Origin of the sequence: Bacillus sp. NP157 (assembly GCA_018889975.1) — a bacterium.
GTDB lineage: Bacteria > Pseudomonadota > Gammaproteobacteria > Xanthomonadales > Rhodanobacteraceae > Luteibacter.
The window spans coordinates 2,260,558-2,281,355 of sequence record CP076546.1; the positions used below are offsets into that span (position 1 = coordinate 2,260,558).

At 65.7% G+C, this 20,798-nt stretch carries 23 protein-coding genes and 4 tRNA genes; 9 read left to right on the forward strand and 18 right to left on the reverse strand.

Features of this window, described 5'->3' with window-relative positions:
* Nucleotides 1–60 precede the first annotated feature (60 nt).
* Nucleotides 61–1,011 carry an aspartyl/asparaginyl beta-hydroxylase domain-containing protein gene (locus tag KPL74_10345; GenBank protein QWT22378.1) on the forward strand — a complete coding sequence of 317 codons (951 nt, stop codon included), beginning with the start codon at nt 61–63 and terminating at the stop codon, nt 1,009–1,011.
* Nucleotides 1,012–1,102: 91 nt separating this feature from the next.
* Nucleotides 1,103–1,588, forward strand: a complete 486-nt coding sequence (locus KPL74_10350) for a hypothetical protein (GenBank protein ID QWT22379.1) — start codon at nt 1,103–1,105, stop codon at nt 1,586–1,588.
* 75 nt (nt 1,589–1,663) lie between these two features.
* Here KPL74_10350 and KPL74_10355 read toward each other — a convergent pair.
* From KPL74_10355 to KPL74_10375, 5 genes are all read right to left on the reverse strand, one after another.
* Nucleotides 1,664–1,739 (reverse strand) — tRNA-Gly (locus KPL74_10355).
* 48 nt (nt 1,740–1,787) lie between these two features.
* Nucleotides 1,788–2,162: a fluoride efflux transporter CrcB gene (crcB, locus tag KPL74_10360; GenBank protein ID QWT22380.1), complete on the reverse strand. Its 375-nt coding sequence runs from the start codon at nt 2,160–2,162 to the stop codon at nt 1,788–1,790.
* An 85-nt stretch (nt 2,163–2,247) separates the two neighbouring features.
* Nucleotides 2,248–3,894 carry an MCP four helix bundle domain-containing protein gene (locus KPL74_10365; GenBank protein QWT22381.1) on the reverse strand — a complete coding sequence of 549 codons (1,647 nt, stop codon included), beginning with the start codon at nt 3,892–3,894 and terminating at the stop codon, nt 2,248–2,250.
* 152 nt (nt 3,895–4,046) lie between these two features.
* Nucleotides 4,047–4,370: a hypothetical protein gene (locus tag KPL74_10370; GenBank protein ID QWT22382.1), complete on the reverse strand. Its 324-nt coding sequence runs from the start codon at nt 4,368–4,370 to the stop codon at nt 4,047–4,049.
* Between the two features lie 116 nt (nt 4,371–4,486).
* Nucleotides 4,487–5,581, reverse strand: coding sequence for a beta-lactamase family protein (locus tag KPL74_10375; GenBank protein ID QWT22383.1), 1,095 nt, complete (start codon nt 5,579–5,581; stop codon nt 4,487–4,489).
* 121 nt (nt 5,582–5,702) lie between these two features.
* On the opposite strand from KPL74_10375, the gene KPL74_10380 reads away from it, so the two are divergent.
* Both KPL74_10380 and KPL74_10385 read left to right on the forward strand, forming a co-directional pair.
* Complete coding sequence (locus KPL74_10380; GenBank protein ID QWT22384.1) at nt 5,703–5,891, forward strand: DUF3606 domain-containing protein; 189 nt, start codon at nt 5,703–5,705, stop codon at nt 5,889–5,891.
* Nucleotides 5,888–6,112, forward strand: a complete 225-nt coding sequence (locus KPL74_10385; protein ID QWT22385.1) for a hypothetical protein — start codon at nt 5,888–5,890, stop codon at nt 6,110–6,112. Before KPL74_10380 ends, KPL74_10385 begins: the two co-directional genes overlap by 4 nt.
* A 45-nt stretch (nt 6,113–6,157) precedes the next feature.
* Here KPL74_10385 and KPL74_10390 read toward each other — a convergent pair whose 3' ends face one another.
* Entirely contained in the window at nt 6,158–6,415 is a 258-nt protein-coding gene (locus tag KPL74_10390) for a hypothetical protein (GenBank protein QWT22386.1), read from the reverse strand.
* Between the two features lie 296 nt (nt 6,416–6,711).
* Here KPL74_10390 and KPL74_10395 point away from each other — a divergent pair, with 296 nt between their 5' ends.
* Together KPL74_10395 and KPL74_10400 are read left to right on the forward strand one after the other, a co-directional pair.
* Entirely contained in the window at nt 6,712–7,620 is a 909-nt protein-coding gene (locus KPL74_10395) for a hypothetical protein (GenBank protein ID QWT22387.1), read from the forward strand.
* Between the two features lie 320 nt (nt 7,621–7,940).
* Entirely contained in the window at nt 7,941–8,276 is a 336-nt protein-coding gene (locus KPL74_10400) for a hypothetical protein (protein QWT22388.1), read from the forward strand.
* A 760-nt stretch (nt 8,277–9,036) separates the two neighbouring features.
* On the opposite strand, the gene KPL74_10405 is transcribed toward KPL74_10400, so the two are convergent.
* From KPL74_10405 to KPL74_10455, 11 genes are all read right to left on the reverse strand, one after another.
* Nucleotides 9,037–9,123, reverse strand: a tRNA-Leu gene (locus KPL74_10405).
* A gap of 50 nt (nt 9,124–9,173) precedes the next feature.
* Nucleotides 9,174–9,247, reverse strand: a tRNA-Cys gene (locus KPL74_10410).
* Nucleotides 9,248–9,324: 77 nt separating this feature from the next.
* Nucleotides 9,325–9,400, reverse strand: a tRNA-Gly gene (locus KPL74_10415).
* Between the two features lie 38 nt (nt 9,401–9,438).
* Nucleotides 9,439–10,053, reverse strand: a complete 615-nt coding sequence (gene pgsA / locus KPL74_10420; GenBank protein ID QWT22389.1) for a CDP-diacylglycerol--glycerol-3-phosphate 3-phosphatidyltransferase — start codon at nt 10,051–10,053, stop codon at nt 9,439–9,441.
* Nucleotides 10,054–10,103: 50 nt separating this feature from the next.
* On the reverse strand, nt 10,104–11,927 hold the full coding sequence (gene uvrC / locus KPL74_10425) for an excinuclease ABC subunit UvrC (GenBank protein QWT22390.1): 1,824 nt from the start codon (nt 11,925–11,927) through the stop codon (nt 10,104–10,106).
* A 214-nt stretch (nt 11,928–12,141) separates the two neighbouring features.
* Nucleotides 12,142–12,930 carry a 3-deoxy-manno-octulosonate cytidylyltransferase gene (kdsB, locus tag KPL74_10430; GenBank protein QWT22391.1) on the reverse strand — a complete coding sequence of 263 codons (789 nt, stop codon included), beginning with the start codon at nt 12,928–12,930 and terminating at the stop codon, nt 12,142–12,144.
* A 32-nt stretch (nt 12,931–12,962) separates the two neighbouring features.
* Nucleotides 12,963–14,264 carry a 3-phosphoshikimate 1-carboxyvinyltransferase gene (gene aroA / locus KPL74_10435; protein QWT22392.1) on the reverse strand — a complete coding sequence of 434 codons (1,302 nt, stop codon included), beginning with the start codon at nt 14,262–14,264 and terminating at the stop codon, nt 12,963–12,965.
* Nucleotides 14,261–15,373, reverse strand: a complete 1,113-nt coding sequence (locus tag KPL74_10440) for a histidinol-phosphate transaminase (protein QWT22393.1) — start codon at nt 15,371–15,373, stop codon at nt 14,261–14,263. The genes aroA and KPL74_10440 overlap by 4 nt, the downstream gene beginning before the upstream one ends.
* Nucleotides 15,370–16,473 (reverse strand): prephenate dehydratase, encoded by a 1,104-nt coding sequence (gene pheA / locus KPL74_10445; GenBank protein QWT22394.1) that lies wholly within the window; start codon nt 16,471–16,473, stop codon nt 15,370–15,372. Before pheA ends, KPL74_10440 begins: the two co-directional genes overlap by 4 nt.
* 79 nt (nt 16,474–16,552) lie before the next feature.
* Entirely contained in the window at nt 16,553–17,638 is a 1,086-nt protein-coding gene (gene serC / locus KPL74_10450) for a 3-phosphoserine/phosphohydroxythreonine transaminase (protein ID QWT22395.1), read from the reverse strand.
* 61 nt (nt 17,639–17,699) lie between these two features.
* Complete coding sequence (locus tag KPL74_10455) at nt 17,700–18,470, reverse strand: FHA domain-containing protein (protein QWT22396.1); 771 nt, start codon at nt 18,468–18,470, stop codon at nt 17,700–17,702.
* 125 nt (nt 18,471–18,595) lie between these two features.
* On the opposite strand from KPL74_10455, the gene KPL74_10460 reads away from it, so the two are divergent.
* On the forward strand, nt 18,596–18,871 hold the full coding sequence (locus KPL74_10460) for a polyhydroxyalkanoic acid system family protein (GenBank protein QWT22397.1): 276 nt from the start codon (nt 18,596–18,598) through the stop codon (nt 18,869–18,871).
* Between the two features lie 139 nt (nt 18,872–19,010).
* Nucleotides 19,011–19,229 (forward strand): translation initiation factor IF-1, encoded by a 219-nt coding sequence (gene infA, locus KPL74_10465; protein QWT22398.1) that lies wholly within the window; start codon nt 19,011–19,013, stop codon nt 19,227–19,229.
* A 150-nt stretch (nt 19,230–19,379) separates the two neighbouring features.
* On the opposite strand, the gene KPL74_10470 is transcribed toward infA, so the two are convergent.
* Nucleotides 19,380–19,976 (reverse strand): ATP-dependent Clp protease proteolytic subunit, encoded by a 597-nt coding sequence (locus KPL74_10470; protein QWT22399.1) that lies wholly within the window; start codon nt 19,974–19,976, stop codon nt 19,380–19,382.
* Nucleotides 19,977–20,034: 58 nt separating this feature from the next.
* Here KPL74_10470 and KPL74_10475 point away from each other — a divergent pair, with 58 nt between their 5' ends.
* Nucleotides 20,035–20,721 (forward strand): RNA polymerase sigma factor, encoded by a 687-nt coding sequence (locus KPL74_10475; protein QWT22400.1) that lies wholly within the window; start codon nt 20,035–20,037, stop codon nt 20,719–20,721.
* The last annotated feature ends 77 nt before the right edge of the window (nt 20,722–20,798 follow it).

The window sequence follows — 20,798 nt, forward strand, 5'->3', positions numbered from 1 at the left end:
GGGGTAAACTATCGGCTGTTCCGGGCCGATCGTGCCGCCCGCCCCCTTGAGTGCAACCCCATGAATTTCCTCGGGCCCCGCTTCATCGTCCTGTACGTCCTGGTGCTGTTTTCGCTGTGCGTCCTGCTGGTGCACCTGCGCGGCCGCTCGCGCCTGCGCTTCGATCGCCAGCTGGTCGACCACTCGGCACTGTTCGCGCCCTACAACCTGCTGATGTACGCGTTTTCGGCCGTGCCGGCACGGCCGATCCTCGATCGCCGCGGCTTCCCCCAGCTCGACCTCCTGCAGGACAACTGGCAGGCGATCCGCGAAGAGGCGATGCACCTGTTCGACGAGGGCTATATCCGCTCGGCGGAAAAACACAACGACGCGTCGTTCAACTCGTTTTTCAAACAGGGCTGGAAGCGCTTCTACCTGAAGTGGTACGGCGAGCCGCTCGCATCGGCCGAAACGCTGTGCCCGGAAACGGTCAAGCTGCTCAACTCGATCCCCAGCGTGAAAGCGGCGATGTTCGCCCTGCTTCCGCCGGGCAGTAAGCTCAACCCGCACCGCGACCCGTTCGCTGGCTCGCTGCGCTACCACCTGGGCCTGATCACGCCGAACTCCGACGATTGCCGCATCTTTGTCGATGGGGAAATGCACGCGTGGCGCGACGGTAAGGACGTGGTCTTCGACGAAACCTACGTGCACTGGGCGGAAAACCGCACGGACCAGACCCGCGTCATCCTGTTCGCCGACGTCGAGCGTCCGTTGAAGAACCGGATGATGACGGCGATCAACAAGCGCGTCGGCGCGTTCATGGGTTCGATCACCGCATCGCCCAACAGCGACGATGGCAAGGAGCAGGTCGGCTTCGTCAATCGCATGTTCGCGCTGAACCAGCGCGGCCGCGAGCGGACGCGGAAGTTCAAGAAGGCCAACCCTAAGCTGTTCCGCGCGGTGAAGTATGTCGGCATCGTGCTGATGGTGTGGCTGATCTTCCTGGCGCCGTATCCGTTTTACCGCGGTTAGGCCGGGCGGCCGTCCATCGCCGCTTTTTACGCCGGGACGACGAAAGCGGCGTATGCTCCGGATCGGGGTGGGGCCTGACGGAGATACAGGCATGACACGGTACGGTTTGTTACTGGCTTGGCTCGTTCCCGTGGCGGCGTTCGCGTCGCCCCAACTGCTTACGCCACCCCCGCCGCCCGCCACGCGGGATCTTGGCCCGGTCGTGGCCCGGCTCGTCGACGACACCACGAAGGATCCGGCCAGCCAGGCCCGGGCCTTCCGCACCCTCATGGGCATGGGCCAGGCGGCCGTGCCGTATGTCGTGGCCCACCTGGGCGACGGGCGCAAGCTCGCCGAGCAATCGATCTGGGTCCAGGGCGTCACCGGGCGCGTGGACGTGCAGTACCACCCCTGGTACGTGCATGACGGCCTGCTCGCCGTGCTCAAGGAGATCACCGGCTTCTCGCGCGCGTCGCTGAACGGGCACGCCCTGCCCTCGCAGCGCGAGCGGAACACGCGCAAGTGGGTGTCGTATTGCGAGGAGCGTTACCCGGCCAAGGCTTCCGTGTGCCAGGAAGCGCTGGCGAATATCCCGTAGCGGGGAACGCATCGGCCGCCGCTGGCGACAGGCAAAAAGAAACCCGGCGCAAGGCCGGGTTTCTTTTTTGAATACTGGAGCGGGAAACGAGACTCGAACTCGCGACCCCGACCTTGGCAAGGTCGTGCTCTACCAACTGAGCTATTCCCGCGTCGTGAGCCCGCCATTATAGGGCGCTTTGCGAATAGCGCAAGCCCCTTCAGCCCATCCCGCGCGCAATGCGCATCGCGATCACCAGGGCGCCGATGCCGACGGCCACCGACGCCAGCACATAGGCCAGCGCCAGGCCGGGCTGGCCGCGCTGGTAGAGCACCACGCTTTCCAGCGAGAAGGTCGAGAAGGTGGTGAAGCCACCCAGCACGCCCGTGGCGACGAACAGGCGCACACCCTGCGGCGCGTTGCCATGCACGGCCAGCCAGCCGGTCAGCACGCCCATGCAGGCCGAGCCGACGATGTTGATCAGCAGGGTCGCCCAGGGGAAGTCCGGTCCGAGCGTGCGCATGCCGAGCACGCTGAGCCCGTAACGCGCCATCGAGCCCAGGCCACCGCCGATGAATACCCACAGATAGCCCACGTCGATCCCGCTGATGGCGCGCCAGATGCGATCGAGCCTACCGGCCCGCGGTTGCCCCACGCAACCGGCCGGGATGCCGCCGCGATCAGAACTCGATCCACACGGCGTCTTCGGCCTTCGCCGGCAGCGGGGCCCTGGCGACCGCCTGCGGAGCGGCGGCAGGTCCGTTGCGCGTTGGGGTCGTCGCCTCGACGACGTCCTCGCCGGCGATGCTGAAGAACGCGACGTGCCGCATCAGCTCCTCGGCCAGATCGAGCATCTGGCGGCTGGCGGCGCTGGCCTCTTCCACCAGCGCGGCGTTCTGCTGGGTGACCTCGTCCAAAGCCGTGACGGCGCCGTTGACCTGCTCGATGCCGGCGGACTGCTGCAGCGATGCCGCGGCGATGTTGCCGACGATGCCCGACACCTTCGTGGCGCCCTGGCCGATCAGCGCCAGTGCTTCGCCGGTGCGGGTGACCAGCACCGAACCGGTATCCACGCGCTCGGACGCATCGGCGATCAGCCGCTTGATGTCGCGCGCGGCAGTGGCGCTGCGCTGCGCCAGCGAACGCACCTCGCCAGCGACGACTGCAAAGCCGCGCCCCTGCTCCCCGGCACGCGCCGCTTCCACGGCGGCGTTCAGTGCGAGCAGATTGGTCTGGAAGGCGATCTCGTCGATCAATACCGCGATCTCGGCGACGCTGCGGCTGCTGCTGGTGATCGCCGCCATGGCGGTGATGGCTTCGTCCGCCACCGTGCGCCCGGAGACGGCATCGCCATGCAACGTGCTGGTGAGGTTGCGGGCCATCTCGGCGCCGTCGGCGTTTTCGCGCACGGTCGCCGTCATCTCTTCCATGGATGCCGCGGTCTCTTCCAGCGAGGACGCCTGCTCCTGGGTACGGCTGGAGAGGTCGTCGGTGCCGGCGGAGATGTCACGTGCAGCGTAGGTCACCTGCTGCGCATTACTACGGACCTGGCTGACGATGTGGGTCAGCTGGGCGTCCATCGCGGACAGGGCCCGAAGCGTATCGCTGAGTTCGTCCTTGCCGGTCACTTCCAGCTGGTGGTTGAGTTCGCCCTGGCTGATGCGGGCCGCGAGGTCGCGCGCGCGCAGCAGCGGGCGCATCACGGCGCGTTCGAGCAACAGGCCAAGCACCGTGACCAGCAGGGCCGCCACGATCAGCACGCCGAGCGTCACGTACACCGTGCGCTTCTCGCGCGCCGCGGCGGCGGCAAAGTCGTCACCGGCCTGTCGTTCGTTGATGGTGATGATCTGGCTGATACGTGCGGCGGCGTCATCCATGGCCGGGCCCACGTCCTTGATCAGGAAGGCCACGGCATCCTTGTCGCCGTGCTCGAGCTTGCCCAGCAGGTCCTGGATGCGCTGGTCCGACTGATTGCGCGCCGCGATAAAGGCCTTGCCCGCGGCAAGCTCATCGTCGCCGGTGACCAGTGCCGGGTAATAGGCCGACCAGTCCGCATTCAACTTCTTCTGGCTGGCGCCGATCCGCTCTTTGGCGTCGGCCAGCGCTTCGGGCGTGCCGCGGGCGATGGCGCGGTTCACCGCATTGCGCTCGTCCATGATGCCGGCGCGGACTTCGCCCACGTGGATGATCGGCGTGAGCGAGGTGCGATACATGCCTTCCAGGCTGGATTGGGTCTTGTCCAACGACACGAGACCCGTGAGGCCGATGACGATGGCGGCCAGCAGGGCTGCCGCCATGGTCGAGATAATGCGCCACCTGATTGTCATGGTACCGGTACTGTCCTAGGAAAAATTCCTAGAGGTTAACGGCACGTTTTCGGTGGGCTTTAGGCCGCAGCGCGCACGTAAGTCACTGTTTTAACTGATCGTCGTCAGATTTATTGCCGTTTTGTGAAACCGATCACGCCGGCGCGCCCCGGTCAGGGGTGTTTTACATCGGCCGCACGCTGCGCGTCGGTGCTGGAGTTGGTCCCCTGCCCCTTCGGCGCTTCGGGTACGGGCGTGCCGTATTCGTCCTTCCTGCGCGGATCCTTCTGGCCCTGGGTATTCATGGCGTCGGACCAGTGTTGTTGCTTGCCGTGTTCGACCGACCGCGGCGTTTCATGGACCGTCTGCCTGCCCGTGTTGGCCGTCTGGGTTTTCGTCTCGATGGGGGTGTCCTGGGACCGCGATGCATCCTGTGCAGCGGCGGCACCCATGGCAGTGGTGAGTCCGGCGAGAACGGCGAGCGTGGCCATGCGCATGTCGGAGGCTCCGGGTGGGAAAGCCTTACCGTCCCACCGGACGAATCAGCGGAACGGCCACGGCGTGTGAAGCCGCCATGAGGACGGGTGCCGGTGGCGGCTCGCCTGCCGGCGAATCACGTCCCCGGCACGACCAACGCCTGCACCGAATCGAGCAGCGTACGCGACCAGACGTCGTCGCCGTTGCCGTTGGTCAGGTAAACGACGACGTAGTGATCGTCGAGGTTGTCGCGATAAAGGATGCGCACGCGAACCTTGGTGCCGCCGTCGTGGCCGACCTCGTGCCAGCCACCCTCGGACTGGCCGAAGTCCCAGCCCGATTCGAAGCCACCCATGACGCCATCGCCCTGGGTGTTGGGCTGCCAGTAGCGCAGCCAGCCTGGCTTCGAGACGAACCTGCCATTCGCGACGGCCGAGACGAACGTCGCCACGTCGTCCAGTGATGCGTAGATGCAACCTTGTGCGATCGCGTAGTCCGGCCAAGCCACCGGGGCATCCGGGACGGGCTTGCCGCCTTCCGCATGGTAGCTGGCGACGATGTCACCTTTCGGCACCTTCGCTTCGTCCAGCCAGGTGTGCCGCAAGTGCAGTGGCTCGATGATGCGCTCGGTGAGCAGCTGCCGGTAAGGCTTATGCGTCACGGCTTCGAGCACGGCTTCAAGTACCAGGTAGTTGGTGCCCGTGTAGCGGGTCTTCATTCCAGTGTCGAACAGCATCGGCTGCTGGCCCAGTGTTTCGAACACTGCCCTGAGGGTCGGCGGAAAAGGCCGCGACAGGTCCTTCGGATCGAAGAAATCCGGAACGCCGGATTGATGGTTAAGGAACTGCTCGATGGTGATCGCGCGCCACGCCGGCGGAAGCTCGGGCACGTAGCGTGATGCGGGTGCAGCGAGGTCGATCTTCCCTTCCTCGGCCAACTGGTGGACCAGCGTGTTGGTGAACAGCTTGCTGACCGAGTAGATCGGGAAAACGGTGCGCGAGGTGACCGGCTTCCCGTCCCCCAACGATGTCGTGCCCGTGGTGCCACGGTAGACCAGCTCGGCGTTGTGCATGACCAGGACGGCCTGGGCCGGGATGCCGTGCGTTGCCGCGTTGGCCTGGAGCTGCGCATCGATGGCGGCGCGGCTGGGCGCCGGCGGGACGGGGGCGGCGTGCACTATGGAAGCGCTGCTGCCAAGTAGAAGACCGATCGCGACGAACCAGCGTTTCATGCGGATATCCTTTCCTGCCGATGGTAGGCAGAGAGTCTGCCACAGCCTGAGACCAGGAACGCAGCCTCACACCCGGGTAACCCATGGTGTGTCATACACGAGACACTAGAGGCCGTATCCCATGACCATTGCTAGATTCGTCGCTGCACCCGCAGACCTGACGAAGGTGAATGTCTGCCTTCGTTCCGATCTCAATTACTGGACCCGGGTCCTGGGCGTCACTGAAAGCAACCTCTGCAAAGCGGTATCGCAGGTGGGTGAAGCCTCGTGCGATGTGCGGGCTGAGCTGCGCAGGCTGCGTCGGAAGTGATCGACCAGGGCCGCAGGCGGGTTTTTATCTTCTATCCGGCGATGAACAGCCGCACGTGGCGTGTTCTCGCAGGATCTGTATCGGAACTGTTCGAATCGGAATGGCTCGCCGTCGAGTTCGCCCTGGGCGTGGCCGACAAGCATGGGGGCGCCCGGATGGTCGACGTGCTCAAAGAGACGATGTCGGGCGGGTGGATGCCCATTCCCCAGGCGGCGCGCTGATCATCGAACACTCCCGATCCTGACCGATCGCTCCAGCGCCATCGATCAGCGATGCCGCGGCTTCGCAGCGTCAAGCGAAGTTGCGAGGTGGTGTAGGCAGTCTCCGTAGGCACCGATCGGCCGCTCGCCCTTCGGCCCGAGCGCGAGGGCGAGATGCGCGGCCGACTCGGCGACCTTACGCATGCCTGCCCGATCCGCCGTACCGACCATCTCGACGGCGATCAGCCGTGCTTCGTCGAAGTCGCCCACCATCGTGGCTGCGTCGAGCGCTGCAGCGTCCATCATCAGGCCTGCGTGGGCCATGAGGGTCACTTCCAGGCTAGGCATTGGGGATGGCCTCATCGACGGAGTTCATTTGCCGACCGTGGCGGGCGGCGAGTGATGCGGAAGGGAGGGTACCGTTGGGTAGGTGTGATGACCGCTGGTTTCGTCATCTTCGTGAAGAGCGTGCCGCTGACACGGATTAGGTCAAACGCCTTCGCCGCGCGTCGGGCAACGCCTACTTAGCAACGTAGATCATCTGGCAATAATGACGACGCGGCCGGCGAGTTTGATCATCAGCTGGGCGGGATTCTCATTACACGCTCCGGACAGAAAGCATGCGCACCACGACTGAATTTTGCCTCACCTATGACGGCCCCGCGCTGGACACACATGAGGTGCATCCGCGTGACCTGTCGCCTGCATTGCTCGCCATGGCCGAGCTGCTCGAGTCGGCGACGCGCGTGCTCTACGGCGAAGAGGCCAAGGCCAAGGTGCAGGTAAAGGGCTCCTTTCGTACGGGAAGCTTCCATTTCGATTTCGTCACCTGCGTGCAACGGCTCAACGGGTTCCGGCGGTTGTTCGCAGGTCAGAAGGCGAGGGGTGCCGCTACCGGGATTGCCGTGCTCACCGCGCTTGGTGTCATTGGCCATGGCTTGTTCGGCCTGGTGAAGTGGCTGCGCGGTCGCTTACCCACATTGCTCGTCCCACTCGCCCCTGCAAGGGACGGGTCGCAATGGGTTCGCGTTTATGTGGACGACGAGTTCTACGATGTCGGCAAGAAGACTGTCGATCTCCTGCGCGACGCGGTGGTACGCGCAGCCGTCGAGCAGGTGTTGAAACCGCTCCAGCGCCCTGGCCTGGATACGCTCGCCCTCGGCGATGGAAACGGATTCAACATCATCATTCGCGACGATGAATGCCTCGGTTTCGTGTCGCCGCACTCTGGCGACACGCTACTCATCGATGAAGTCCGTACGATGTCTTTCGCGGTCGTGTCGACGGCCCGCTTGCCGAAGGCTGACTGGGTGCTGTCAGACGGATCGGCAACGATCCACGCCTCCATGTCCGATGCAGCATTCGTTGGATCGCTGGACGATACGATGCTCGGGCGCTTGCGTGGCGATTCCCTGGTCTGCCGGATGCACGTTCGTCAGTGGCAGACGGTGATGGGCATCCGGACCGAATACAACGTGGTGCTTGTGATGAGGCACATTCCAGTGCGGAATGCCTGTGAGATGTCTTAGCCCTTTAATCGGGCAAGCCTGGGATGGCCTTCCCGATCGCGCTCCGTTCGTTCCAGGCATCCACCTTGGCCTATCGACGTGGTCGAGGCTATGCGCGCCTTGTAGGAGCGGAGCCGGCACTAGGTTGCCGCGATGCGATCCTGGCCTTGGCGAAGCTTCTGGCAGTGTAACTGCTGACAACCTTTTCGATGCTGCCAAGTGACGCCTCATGTAGGACTTCCCTTACATCGGAAAGGGCTCTCGCCTACATACCTTGCCTGTTCCCCCAGTCATGATCGCCGCGCTGCGGAATTCGCCGCGGCACAAACAAGGGGATAAGCATGAAGAAGTTCTTCTTCGGCATTGCCACGGCAGTCGCCGCGGTCACGATGGCTGGCGCGGCTATTGCCGGCACGCAGTCTGGGCGCGTGACCAGCATCCATGTCCGCCACAACGATGGCTTGATCTATTTTACCCTGGAAGGAACCATTTCCAACCGGGCGGCCTGCGCTGCAAACGACCTATGGATTGTCCAGGCGGAAAATTCCGACAACGCCAACAAGCAGTTGGCTGCCCTTCTCGCCGCTCGTGCGTCGGATCTTCCGGTAACCGTTTCGGGTAACGGTCAATGCACCCGCTGGGTTAATAGCGAAGACGCAGACGAAATCATCTTCTGAGTTCGCCTAAGCATAGTCACATCGATGCATTAAGGGGAAAACAATGAAGATCACTACGTACGAGCGCCGCTCATTCGGGCTCTCCCTACGTCGTCTTGCTCGGGGCAGCCTGGCACTTGTCGCACTCTCCTTCGCCGGGTTTGCGGCTCCAGCATTCGCGGACAGCACCACTGGAACAACGGTAACGACCAGTGGGAAAGCCGTTCCAGGAAAGCAGATCGCAGTCACCGTAACCGTGACGGGGAAGCACCTTGTAAATGGCCCTCGCTACTCCGTTCCGGGCGGTGACGTCCAGCTAACTCTCAACGGAAACCTCGTTGCTCAGGTCCGCGCGACTGCGGCTAACTCCGACGTCTACGAATATGGCTGCGTGGACTCTGCATGCGGGCTTTTCGTATATCGCTCGCGCAGCACCGTTGTGACGATACCGGTTACGTTGCCCATGGGCGTGACGCCTTATCAGTTCGTCGGCACGTACACGGGAGACAAGGATTCCCATGGTTCCACGTCGGCAGCGGTGACGTTGAAGCCAGTCCATCCCTCCATCACAGCTGCGACCTCGCTACTGCTCAGAAACTGGTAGGACAGGCCGCCAGGCATACGTGAGTTAGATTGGAGCCGCAGGGATGCGGCTTGTTCGCTAATCCGGCTCGCCAGGCTTCCCCACGTGGCGGACCGGCCACCGCCTGCTTATGACGTCGCCACGCCCCGAGAGCCGTCAAGGGCGATCAGCGTGGGTGGATACTAAGATATGGGTTGATGGTGCCCGGACTGGGACTCGAACCCAGATACCCTTACGGATGAGGGATTTTAAGTCCCTTGCGTCTACCGGTTTCGCCATCCGGGCTGGAAAGAAAAAAGGCGCACCCGACTGAACGGGTGCGCCTTGGAATGCGATGGAGGCCGAGGTCGGAATCGAACCGGCGTACGCGGATTTGCAGTCCGCTGCATGACCACTCTGCCACCCGGCCATCGCTGGCGCACGCGGAGAGTATCCGCCTGACACCTAAAAAACAAAACCTCGGGTTACCGAGGTTTTGTGGAAACTTGGAGCGGGAAACGAGACTCGAACTCGCGACCCCGACCTTGGCAAGGTCGTGCTCTACCAACTGAGCTATTCCCGCGTCTTGGTCCGCCCATTTTAGGGAACTTGGCGAATGTGTCAACCGTTTTGCACGGAATTCTTTTCCGTGTCGTCGCTGGCGCGCACGTCCCCGCGCAGGGCCGGCCACGCGGCGCGCAGGTAGTCCAGGCCAGACCAGATCGTCAGGATGCCGGCGATCACCAGCAGCGCTTCGCCGATGTGATAAAGCCGCAGGGTTTCGGCGTCGTGCTGGAGCAGCAGCACCACCAGGGCGACCATCTGCATCGCGGTTTTCAGCTTGCCGAGGAACGCGACCTTGACCTTGGAGCGGGCGCCGATCTCGGCCATCCACTCGCGAAGGGCCGAGACGCTGATCTCGCGGCCGACGATCACCGCGGCCGTCACCGCCAACAGGATCCCCGGCCACCCCGTGGGCGCGGACTGCACCAGCAGGAACAGCGTGATCGCGACCATCAGCTTGTCGGCCACCGGGTCGAGGAAGGCGCCGAAGGCCGAGGTCAGGTCCAGCTTGCGGGCGAGGTAGCCGTCAAGCCAGTCGGTGATGCCGGCCAGGACGAAGACGATCGCTGCGACCAGGCTCGCGTAGCGGAATGGCAGGTAGTAGACGACCACCATCACCGGCAGGAGCAGTACGCGGAAAAGGGTGAGCCAGGTAGGCAGGTTGATGCGCATCGTGTCAGCCGGTTACGGGAAGCGCCGCGATGGCTGGCGCTTCCACTCGTTCAGGGGTGCAGCATGGCATAGATGCGCTCTGCGAGGCCGCGATCAATACCCTTCACGCTCATGAGTTCTTCGACACCGGCCGCCTCGACGCCCGCGAGGCCGCCGAAGGCCTTCAGCAAAGCCGCCCGGCGGCGCGCGCCGACGCCCGCCACGTCTTCCAGCGTACTGCGTTCGCGTGCTGCTTCGCGCCTGCGCCGGTGCCCACTGATCGCAAAACGGTGCGCTTCGTCACGCACCGCCGCGACCAGGTGCAGCGCCGGCGACGAGGTGCCGGGGTGCAGGGTCTTGCCGCTTTCCGCCAGCACCAGGGTTTCTTCGCCCGCGCGGCGGCCGGGCCCCTTGGCCACGCCGACCACCCGGATGCCTTCCACGCCGAGCTCGCGCAGTACGTCCACGGCCTGCGCGACCTGCCCCGCGCCACCGTCGATCAGCAGGATGTCCGGCCTCGCCCCGCCCTCCACGACCTTCTTGAAGCGCCGGGTCAGGGCCTGGTGCATGGCCGCGTAGTCGTCGCCGGGAGTAATGCCAGCAATATTGAATCGCCGGTAGTGCGACTTTTCCGGCCCCTCCGGGCCGAACACGACGCACGAGGCAACGGTGGCCTCGCCACGGGTATGGCTGATGTCGAAGCACTCGATGCGGCGCGGCGGCTCGCTCAGCTCGAGCACTTTCTGCAGGTCGTCGAAGCGCGCCAGCAGCGTGTGCCGGCTGGCCAGGCGTGAGGTCAGTGCGGCACTGGCATTGCGCTGGGCCATTTCGAGGAAGCGGGCGCGCTCGCCACGCACGCTCGGCTTCAGTTCCACCTTGTAACCGGCGTGCTCCGAAAGCACGTCGGCCAGCACGTCGATGTCTTCCACGGGGTCGCTCAGGACCAGCTCGCGCGGCACCTGCCGGTCGAGGTAGTACTGCGCGATGAACTGCGCAAGCACGTCGCCGACCGAGGCATCCGTCGGCAGGCGCGGAAAGAAGTCACGAGAGCCCAGGCTCACGCCATTGCGGAAGAACAGCACGCTGACGCACGCCATGCCGCCCTCAAGGCAGCAGGCGATCACGTCCATGTCGGCGCTGGCGCCCTGGACGAAGTGCTGGGCCTGCAACTTGCGCAGCGCCGCCACCTGGTCGCGCAGGGTCGCGGCGCGCTCGAAGTTGAGGTTCATGCTGGCCGCTTCCATCGACTTCGCCAGCTCATCGATGACCGCACTGCTGCGGCCCTCGAGGAACATCTCGGCGTGGCGCACGTCGTTGCGGTAGTCCTCGACGTTGATCAGCTGCACGCAGGGCGCGCTGCAACGGCCGATCTGATGCTGCAGGCAGGGCCGTGAGCGATTCTTGAAGTAGCTGTCCTCGCACTGGCGCACCTTGAACAGCTTCTGCATCAGGCCGAGGCTTTCGCGCACGGCGAACGTACTCGGATAAGGGCCGAAGTAGCGGCCTGTCCCACTCTTGGCACCGCGGTGGAAGGCCAGCCGCGGATAGTCCTCGCCACCAGACAGGAAAATGTACGGATAGCTCTTGTCGTCGCGCAGGACAATGTTGTAACGCGGCTTGAGCGACTTGATCAGCTGCGATTCGAGCAGCAGCGCTTCGCCCGCCGTGCGGGTCAGCGTGACCTCGGCGCGGTCGATCTGCGACACCATCGAGGCGATGCGCGGATCCATCGGCGGCTTGAGGAAGTAGTTGCTGACGCGCTTCTTGAGGTTCGCGGCCTTGCCGACGTACAGCAGCTCGCCGTCCACGTCGAAATAGCGGTAGACGCCGGGCGAGGTGGTCAGGTGGCGGACGAAGGCCTTGCCGTCGAACGGGTGCGACTCGATGTGCTCCATCCGGCCATTTTAGCCGTTCAACGGCAACCGCGAATGAAAAACGCCGGCATGGAGGGGGGCCCATGCCGGCGTTCAGCCTTCCCTGGAGCGTCGCCTCCGTCCGTGGCGGTGTTTCCGGCGACAGGGAAAGATTACGGCGGCGCCCTCGTCAGCGCGCCCGGCGAACGTCGGCTATCCGTGTCGGCGCTGCCCGCGACCCGGTGTGGGCGAAACCCTACAAACCGCCCTGCCCGGCCACCCAGCGCTCCGCGCGAGCCAGGTCGTCCGGGGTATCGATGCCCGGCGGGAAGGGTTCCGGCGTCAGGCTGACGGAAATGGCATAGCCGTGCTCCAGCGCCCGCAGCTGCTCCAGCGACTCGGTCTGTTCCAGCGGCGTGCGCGACAGCGCGGCCATCCGCCGGAGAAACCCGGCGCGGTAGGCATAGATCCCGATGTGGCGCAGGAACGGGACGCCCGCTGGCAGGACGTGCCGGTCCTGGGCGAACGCGTCGCGCGCCCACGGTGCCGGCGACCGGGTGAAATACAGCGCACGGCCCTTGCCGCTGCGGACCACCTTGACGATGTTCGGGTCGAACAACTCGTCGGCGTCCGTGATCGGGGTGGCCAGGGTGGCCATCGGCGCCTCGTCGCCGGCCAGGGTGTCCACCACGGCCCGGATGCCGGCCGCCGGGGCGAACGGCTCGTCGCCCTGCAGGTTCACCACGATGGTGTCTTCGGGCCAGCCGAAGTGATCGGCCACCTCGGCAATCCGGTCGGTGCCCGAGGCGTGGTCCTCGCGGGTCATGCAGACCAGGATGTCACCCTCGCAGCCGCGCATCTCGGCGGCCACGCGCGGATCGTCCGTGGCCACGACCACCTGCGCCGCGCCGGCACCGGACGCCCGCTGGGCCACGCGGCGGACCATCGAAACGCCGCCGATCTTCAGCAGCGGCTTACCCGGCAACCGGGTGGAACCGAAGCGCGCGGGGACGACAACGACGAAGGGCGGGGTCTTGGGGGCCATGGGGGACGTCCGGTGCGATGGGCAGGCGGGGATTATGCCGTCAGGTTGAAGCCGACATGATTGGCCAATTCCATGAAACCGGGGAACGAGGTGGCGACGTTGGCGCAGTCGCCGATCGTGATGGGCGCGGTGGCGACGAGGCCGGCGATGGCGAAGCTCATCGCGATGCGGTGGTCGCCGTGACTGTCCACTTCCCCGCCGCCGATGGCACCGCCACGGATGATGGCGCCGTCGGGCAGTTCGTCGATCAGCACGCCACACGCCTTCAGGCCGTTGGCCATCGAGGCGATGCGGTCCGATTCCTTGACCCGCAGTTCGGCCGCGCCGCGGATCGTGGTCATGCCTTCGGCGCTCGCCGCGGCGACGAACAGCGCGGGGAATTCGTCGATCATGTCCGGCACGATATCCAGCGGCAGCGCGACGCCGTGCAGGCGGCGATAGCGCACGACCAGGTCCGCGATGTCTTCGCCACCACTCTGGCGTTCGTTCTCGACCGTGATATCCGCGCCCATCAGCTCCAGGGCGGCGAGCAGGCCGGTCCGGCGCGGATTGAGGCCGACGCCCTTCAAACGCAGTTCCGAGCCGGGAACCACGCACGCGGCAACGATGAAGAAGGCGGCCGAGGAAAAGTCGGCCGGCACGTCGACATCCACCGCGCGTAACACGTGGCCACCTTCGACCTTGGCCTTGCCGGGCGAATACTCGATCGGCCAGCCGAACGCCTTGAGCATGCTTTCGGTGTAGTCGCGCGTGGGATGCGGCTCGATCACTTCGGTCGTGCCCTCGGCGTACAAGCCGGCCAGCAACAGGGCCGACTTGATCTGCGCGCTGGCCACCGGCGAGTGGTAGGTGATGCCTTTCAGCGGCTGGCCACCGTGGATGCGTAGCGGCGGCTTGCCGTCGTGGGTGTCGATCTTCGCGCCCATCTGGCCCAGCGGATCGGTGACCCGGCGCATCGGCCGCCCCGACAGCGAGGCATCGCCGACCAGGGTCGCATCGAACGCTTGCCCGGCGAGCAAGCCCGACAGCAGGCGCATGCCGGTGCCGGCGTTGCCGCAGTCGAGCGGCTGGTCGGTGCCACGCAGGCCATGCAGGCCGACGCCATGCACGACGCGCTCGCCCGGGGCCGGGGTGTCGAAACGCACGCCCAGCTGACCGAGGATGGCGGCGGTGGCGCGGGTGTCCTCACCCTCGAGGAAGCCACGGATATGCGTTGTGCCCTCGGCGATCGCGCCGAACATCAGCGCGCGGTGTGACACGGATTTGTCGCCGGGAACGACGACGTCGCCACGCAGGGCGGTCCCGGCGCGGCTTACCCAATCCTGGCGGGTCATGGCAGGTTCTCCAGAAGGCGGTGTAGCTCGGCGCGGCTGCCGACGCTGACGCGCACGGTGTGCGGCAGGCCATAGCCACCCATCGGGCGGACGATCACGCCGTGTTCGAACAGATGCTTCTCGAACGCAGCTGCGTCCTTGCCCAGGTCGACGAGCAGGAAATTGGTTTGCGAAGGCAGGACGCGGAAGCCGCGTGCGGTCAGTTCGTCGGCCAGCCATGCGCGGTCGCGGCGGTTGACGTCGCGTACGCGGGCGCGGTGTTCGTGGTCGCCCAGCGCCGCCTCGGCCGCGGCGAGCGCCACGCCGTTGACGTTGAACGATTCGCGCAGGCGTTCCGCCACGGCGGCCACGCTGGGATGGCTCAGCATGTAGCCGATGCGCAGGCCGGCGAGCGCATACGCCTTGGAGAACGTACGCGTCACGATCAGGTTCGGGAAACGGTTGAGCAGGTGCAGGCCCGTGCTCAGCCCCGGCGCGTCGACGTACTCGTGGTAGGCCTCGTCGACCACCACCAGCGTCTCCGCGGGCACCTTTTCCAGGAACTGCTCGAGCGCGGCGTCGGTGAACCAGGTGCCGGTGGGATTGTTCGGGTTGGCGAGGTAGACCAGCCGTGCCTCGGGCACCAGCGCCGCGGCGATGGCATCGAGATCGTGGCCGTAGGGCGCCGTCGGATGATCCGCGGGCAAGGCCGGCACGCTGATGGCGCGCGCACCGGCGGCGGCCGCCGCGATCGGGAACACGGCGAAGCCGTACTGCGAATGGACCACGGGATGGTCGGCATCGGCGAAGCACTGCGCCAGCAACATCAACAGTTCATGCGAGCCGTTGCCCAGCGTGATGCACGCCCGGCCGATGCCAAGCTCACCGGACAACTGCTGCTTGAGCGATGCCCCGAGCGGATCGGGATAACGCCAGATTTCTTCCACGGCGCGGTTGGCCGCACGGATGGCGGCCGCGCTGGGGCCGAGCGGGTTCTCGTTGGAACCCAGCTCCGAGAGCACGGCGCCAAACTGCAGGCGCAACGCGGGAAGATCGTGACCGGGATCGTAGGCACGCAGGGCCGACGTCGCCCGGTTGGCGAGCGCCGCTGCGTCGAACACGCCGGTCATGGCAGGGCGACGGGGTAGGAGCCGAGCACGCGCACGTCGGCGGCGGCAGGCTTCATTTCGTCGAGCGCGGCCTGCAGGGCCGGGTCTTCCACGTGGCCGGACACGTCGATGAAGAACGCGTACTGCCATTTCCCCGTATGCGCCGGGCGCGATTCGATCCGGTTCATGCTGATGCCGTGGTGGGCCAGCGGGCTCAGCACGTCGTAGAGCGCACCCGGCTTGTCGCGCACGGCCACAAGCAGCGAGGTGCGATCGTTGCCCGACGGCGGGAAGATGCTGCGGCCGATGACGAGGAAGCGCGTGGTGTTGTCGCTGCGATCCTCGATCGGCCCGGCAATGATCTTCAGGCCGTAGACGCGGGCCGCGGTCTCGCCGGCGATGGCCGCGGATTCCGGCGCAAGGCGAGCCATGCGCGCCGCTTCCGCATTGCTCGACACCGGGATGCGTTCGGCGTTCGGCGCGTTCACGCGCAGCCACGCCTGGCATTGCTGCAGCGACTGCGGATGGGAATAGATGCGCTTGACGTCTTTCAGCTCGCCGCTGAGCGACAACAGGTTCTGGTGCACGCGAAGCTCCACTTCGCCGCAGATCGTCGCCTTCGACACCAGGAACATGTCGAGGGTCATCTGGATCATGCCCTGCCCCGAATTTTCCACCGGGACGACGCCGAAATCGGCGTTGCCGGCGGCCACTTCCTGGAACACTTCCTCGATGCTGCCCAGCGGCAAGCCGTAGGCGGCGTGGCCGAAGTGCTTGCGCACGGCCTGCTCGCTGAAGGTGCCTTCGGGGCCGAGGAAGCCGATCTTCAGCGGCTGCTGCTGCGACAGGCACGACGACATGATTTCGCGGAACAGGCGCACCAGCTCCGCGTTCGGCAGCGGGCCGTCGTTGCGATCGATAACGCCGCGCAGCACCTGGGCTTCCCGTTCGGGTCGGTAATACTCCACCGCCGCCTTCAACGGGCCCTTGGCCCGGCCGACCTGCTGTGCCCAACGGGCGCGCTCGCTGATGAGCGACTGCAGTTGCTGGTCGATGTTGTCGATGCGCTGGCGCGCCTCGGTCAACGTGGCTTGCTTATCGGTGGAGCTACTCTTACTCATGGACGTCCAGGCGGCTAAGTGGTTGCAATTGAAACAGTTATCACCGCAAACGCATGCTGCATTGCGGTGATCCCCGACTTTAACCGTGCCGCGTTGCAAAGTCCCGCATGAAATTCACAAGCACGTCCACGGCCTCGGGTGGAACGGCGTTGTACAGCGATGCGCGCATGCCGCCGACGGCCTTGTGGCCCTTGAGCGCAAGCAGTCCCGCCGCCTCGGATTCCTGCAGGAAAACCGCGTCCAGCGCGCTGTCGTGCAAGGTGAACGGCACATTCATGCGCGAGCGTGCCGACACCTCCACCGGGCTGCGATAGAAGCCATTGGAGCCATCGATCGCGTCGTAAAGCGTCTTCGCCTTCAACGCATTGCGCTCGCCCATCGAGGTGAGGCCGCCGTTGGTTTCAAGCCACTCGAAGGTCAGGCCAGCGAGATACCAGCCCCAGGTGTTCGGCGTGTTGAGCATCGAATCGTTCGCGGCGTGCTCGGCGTAGCGAAAGATCTTCGCCATCGGACGCCCTGCCCGTTCCAGCAGGTCGTCGCGGATCACCATCACGACGAGGCCCGAGGGCCCGATGTTTTTCTGCGCGCCAGCATAGATCAGGCCGAAACGGGAGACGTCCACCGGCTCGCTGAGGATGTTGGACGACATGTCGGCCACGAGCGGCACGTCGCCGACGTCGGGCACCGCGTGGAATTCTACGCCGTGGATCGTCTCGTTCGGCGTGTAGTGCACATAGGATGCATCGCCACTGAGTTGCCACGTGGCGCGCGGCGGCAAGCCGAGGTAGTTGCGATCGACCAAGCTGGCCGCGACGCGCGCATCAATGTAGGGCGCGGCCTCGCGCACGGCTTTTTCGCCCCAATGGCCGGTCACGATGTAATCGGCATGGTCGCCGGGACCGGCGAGGTTCATCGGGATCTGCGCGAAGTGCTGCGTGGCGCCGCCCTGCAGGAACAGCACCTTGTAGCCGGCGGGCACGCCGAGCAGGCGGCGCAGGCGCTGCTCGGCCGCGGCGGCGAGCTCCATGAAACGCTTGCCGCGATGCGACAGCTCCATCACGGACGCACCGGATCCGTTCCAGTCGAGCATCTCAGCCTGCGCACGGGCCAGCACGGCCTCCGGCAGTGCCGCGGGTCCGGCACTGAAATTCCAGGCTCTGCTCACGGGGTGTCCTCTCGCATGGGTGGACGGCCATTATGCCGCCGCCTGCGGGCGAAACGGGGCGTCAGAACTGGACGAACAGCACCACGGCGATGCCCAGCGCGAGCAGCGCGGCGGTCAGGATCAGCCACCACACATCGCCGCGCGAACCGGGATTGTCGTCGTCGGCCTCGGCCTCGGGCTCGGCTTCCGGCAGCGGGATGGCAGGCTCGGCCGACCAGCCCGGCGCTTCGAGGATGAAGCGATGCGTGGCCAGTCCGATCTGGTCACCCGGCTGCAGCGATGCGCGCACGGTGCGTACGCCGTTGACGCGGACCGCGTGGCGCGCGGGCACGCGCGAGGCGTCGAGGATCAGTTCGCCCTCTTCCCAGGCCAGGGTGATAAGGGCCGCATCGTTGCCGGGCAGTTCCAGGGGCAATGCACCGTGGGTGGCGCCGAGCTCGAGCCGGTCACCGATCGCGACAAGCCGGCCGGACAGCGGACCCGCCACGGGGCGCAGGGCCGCGGTGCAGCGTGCGTCGGTGGGCTCGACGATGTCGCGGGCTTCGAGGTCGTCGTCATCGCGGATCAGCATGCGGCAGTCACCCAGCGACAGGCTGTCGCCGGGACGCAGCAGGGCCTTTTCGCGCACGGGCCGGGCATTGACGTAGACCCGGCCGACGCCGGGAGCGACGTCCAGGACCATGCCGCGACGGTCGCGCTGGATCGTCACGTGCCGCGGGGCGACCTGGACTTCCGAGACGACGAGGTCGTTGTCGTCGGCGCGGCCGATCGTAAGCACGGGCCGGGACCAGTGGAAATCACCGCGAGCCGAGCTGACGAATTCGATGCGCATGGAGGAACCGACGAGATGACGACGCAACTTTAGCAGAGTGCGGTATCTGATTGAACGCAAACAAATCAGCCGGGTTCATCGTGGCGGCCTGTTAAACTCGCGCCCTTTCACACGGGAGTCACGCCATGGCCAAGATCGACATCCACCGCCCACACGACAAGGGCGCCGCCGAAGCCCGCGCCGTGGTCGACAAGGTCGCGGCGAAGATGGCCGAGAAGTTCGGGACGAAGGGCGCCTGGCAGGGCGACGCGTACGCCTTCTCGGGCTCGGGCGTGAAGGGCACGATCGCCGTATCGGATAGCGACGTCCACGTCGTGGCCGAGCTCGGCATGATGCTGTCGGCCTTCAAGGGCAAGATCGAAGACGAGATCCGCGGCAAGCTGGACCAGTACTTCGCCTGAGGCCGGGGCTGGCCAGCCGGGTCACCACGACGACCGCGGCCGCGACCTTCCCTGAGGGGGCGGGTGGCCTTGGTGGGGTGGGCATGCCATAATAGGGGACTTATGCGGCCACGACGGCCTCTTACTCGACCCGGAACACATGGCAAAAGACGACGTCATCGAAATGGAAGGCACGGTCCTCGAGACCCTGCCCAACACCATGTTCCGCGTGCAGCTCGAGAACGGGCACGTCATCACCGCCCATATCTCCGGCCGTATGCGCAAGCATTACATCCGTATCCTCACCGGCGACAAGGTGAAGGTCGAGATGACCCCCTACGACCTGACCAAGGGTCGGATCACTTACCGCATGAAGTAAGCGCTTTGCGCTGCTCCACCGGTAGACCAGAAAGCCGCGGTTTCCGCGGCTTTTTTGTTGCCCCATGCTTTTGTAGGAGCGCGCCTGCGCGCGATGGGATGTGCCTATGACCCCCATCGCGCGCAGGCGCGCTCCTGCACAACGCAAGCTTTACTGCAGGTCGCTGCGGCGTTCAATGATCCTCGACACCAGGCCGTAGGCCAGGGCTTCTTCGGCGGACATCCACAGGTCGCGTTCGATGTCGTGGCGTACCCGCTCGATCGGCTGGCCGCTTTCACGGGAGATGACCCGGGCGATGCGCTCGCGCGCCTTGATGATCTCCTGGGCCTGGATCGCCACGTCGGTGGCCTGGCCGCCGGCACCACCGCTGGGCTGGTGGATGAGGAAGCGGGTCTGCGGCAGGCATACCCGGCGCTCCAGCGGCGCGCCCAGGTACAGATGCGTGGCGGCGCTACCGACCCAGCCCGTGCCGATCATGTTCACCGGCGCATTGATGAAGCGGACCACGTCGTGGATGACGTCGCCCGATTCCAGGTGGCCGCCGGGCGAGGAGACGATCATATCGATGGGCGCACTGGAATCGGCATCCAGCGCCAGCAGCCGGCGCACGGTTTCCGACGCCACGCTGTCGTTGATGGTGCCGAATACCAGCACGGTGCGGGCGCGGAAGGCCTTCTCTTCGAGGAAGGTGCTGCCCTGGCCGGAACCGGCGGAAGGCGCGTTGTCAGGATCGCGGGCTGCGTACATGGGATGGATCTCCGTGGCGTGTTAGGTTCAACCCGTATACGAACGGGCGACCACCAACGTGACATCCCCCTCCCCTTTTCATCCGCTGGCCAGCGATCCCACCCTGCGCAGGCGCCTGGTCAAGCTGGCCCAGCGCTGGCTGCACGCGGGCAACGACGCCGAAGACCTCGTCCAGGAGACCTACCTGCGCACCGCCGATGCCGGCGCGCCGGAGCATCACGGCCATGAAGCGTGGATGGTGACCGTGCTACGCAACCTTTGCATCGACGTCATGCGGCGCAGGACGCGCTACGACGCGATCCTCGCGGACCATGCCGAGGCCTTCGTGCCCGGCGCCACCGACGCGGGGCCGGAGGCGTGGTTGGACGGGACCCAGGATGTGGAGCGTGCACTTCGGGTGCTGGTCGGTGCGCTTCCCGCGGGCGATGTCGCCACCGTGCTTTTGCACGAAGTGTTTGGCTTCGACCACGCGCAGCTGGGCGTGATCGCCGGGCGTAACGAAGCGGCGTCGCGCCAGCACCTGCGCCGGCTGCTGTTGCGCGTGCGTGCGGCGGGCGATTCGCGGGACGCCGATCGGACGGGGGAATGCCTGGATCGCGAGGGGAACGACGCGACCGACCTGGTCGCGCTTTGCCGGCTTGCGGTGACGCGGCGGGATCCGGCGGGGCTGATCGCCACGCTGCGGGTGTCGCGGCCGATGGCGCTGGCAGCGGGGTCGTGGATGTCGTTGGGCGAGGCAGCTTGATGTAGGAGCGCGCCTGCGCGCGATTGGCTCACCAAGCAATTGGCGTAACCGCATCACGCCTGATTGGCCAATCACGC

Coding starts and splice junctions, on each gene's coding strand:
- KPL74_10375 (QWT22383.1), bottom strand. CDS start 5,581: ATGAAACGCTGGTTCGTCGCGATCGGTCTTCTACTTGGCAGCAGCGCT.
- KPL74_10345 (QWT22378.1), top strand. CDS start 61: ATGAATTTCCTCGGGCCCCGCTTCATCGTCCTGTACGTCCTGGTGCTG.
- pheA (QWT22394.1), bottom strand. CDS start 16,473: ATGAGTAAGAGTAGCTCCACCGATAAGCAAGCCACGTTGACCGAGGCG.
- KPL74_10440 (QWT22393.1), bottom strand. CDS start 15,373: ATGACCGGCGTGTTCGACGCAGCGGCGCTCGCCAACCGGGCGACGTCG.
- KPL74_10350 (QWT22379.1), top strand. CDS start 1,103: ATGACACGGTACGGTTTGTTACTGGCTTGGCTCGTTCCCGTGGCGGCG.
- KPL74_10390 (QWT22386.1), bottom strand. CDS start 6,415: ATGGCCCACGCAGGCCTGATGATGGACGCTGCAGCGCTCGACGCAGCC.
- KPL74_10470 (QWT22399.1), bottom strand. CDS start 19,976: ATGTACGCAGCCCGCGATCCTGACAACGCGCCTTCCGCCGGTTCCGGC.
- KPL74_10400 (QWT22388.1), top strand. CDS start 7,941: ATGAAGAAGTTCTTCTTCGGCATTGCCACGGCAGTCGCCGCGGTCACG.
- pgsA (QWT22389.1), bottom strand. CDS start 10,053: ATGCGCATCAACCTGCCTACCTGGCTCACCCTTTTCCGCGTACTGCTC.
- KPL74_10370 (QWT22382.1), bottom strand. CDS start 4,370: ATGCGCATGGCCACGCTCGCCGTTCTCGCCGGACTCACCACTGCCATG.
- kdsB (QWT22391.1), bottom strand. CDS start 12,930: ATGGCCCCCAAGACCCCGCCCTTCGTCGTTGTCGTCCCCGCGCGCTTC.
- KPL74_10460 (QWT22397.1), top strand. CDS start 18,596: ATGGCCAAGATCGACATCCACCGCCCACACGACAAGGGCGCCGCCGAA.
- infA (QWT22398.1), top strand. CDS start 19,011: ATGGCAAAAGACGACGTCATCGAAATGGAAGGCACGGTCCTCGAGACC.
- aroA (QWT22392.1), bottom strand. CDS start 14,264: ATGACCCGCCAGGATTGGGTAAGCCGCGCCGGGACCGCCCTGCGTGGC.
- uvrC (QWT22390.1), bottom strand. CDS start 11,927: ATGGAGCACATCGAGTCGCACCCGTTCGACGGCAAGGCCTTCGTCCGC.
- KPL74_10365 (QWT22381.1), bottom strand. CDS start 3,894: ATGACAATCAGGTGGCGCATTATCTCGACCATGGCGGCAGCCCTGCTG.
- KPL74_10455 (QWT22396.1), bottom strand. CDS start 18,470: ATGCGCATCGAATTCGTCAGCTCGGCTCGCGGTGATTTCCACTGGTCC.
- KPL74_10395 (QWT22387.1), top strand. CDS start 6,712: ATGCGCACCACGACTGAATTTTGCCTCACCTATGACGGCCCCGCGCTG.
- KPL74_10380 (QWT22384.1), top strand. CDS start 5,703: ATGACCATTGCTAGATTCGTCGCTGCACCCGCAGACCTGACGAAGGTG.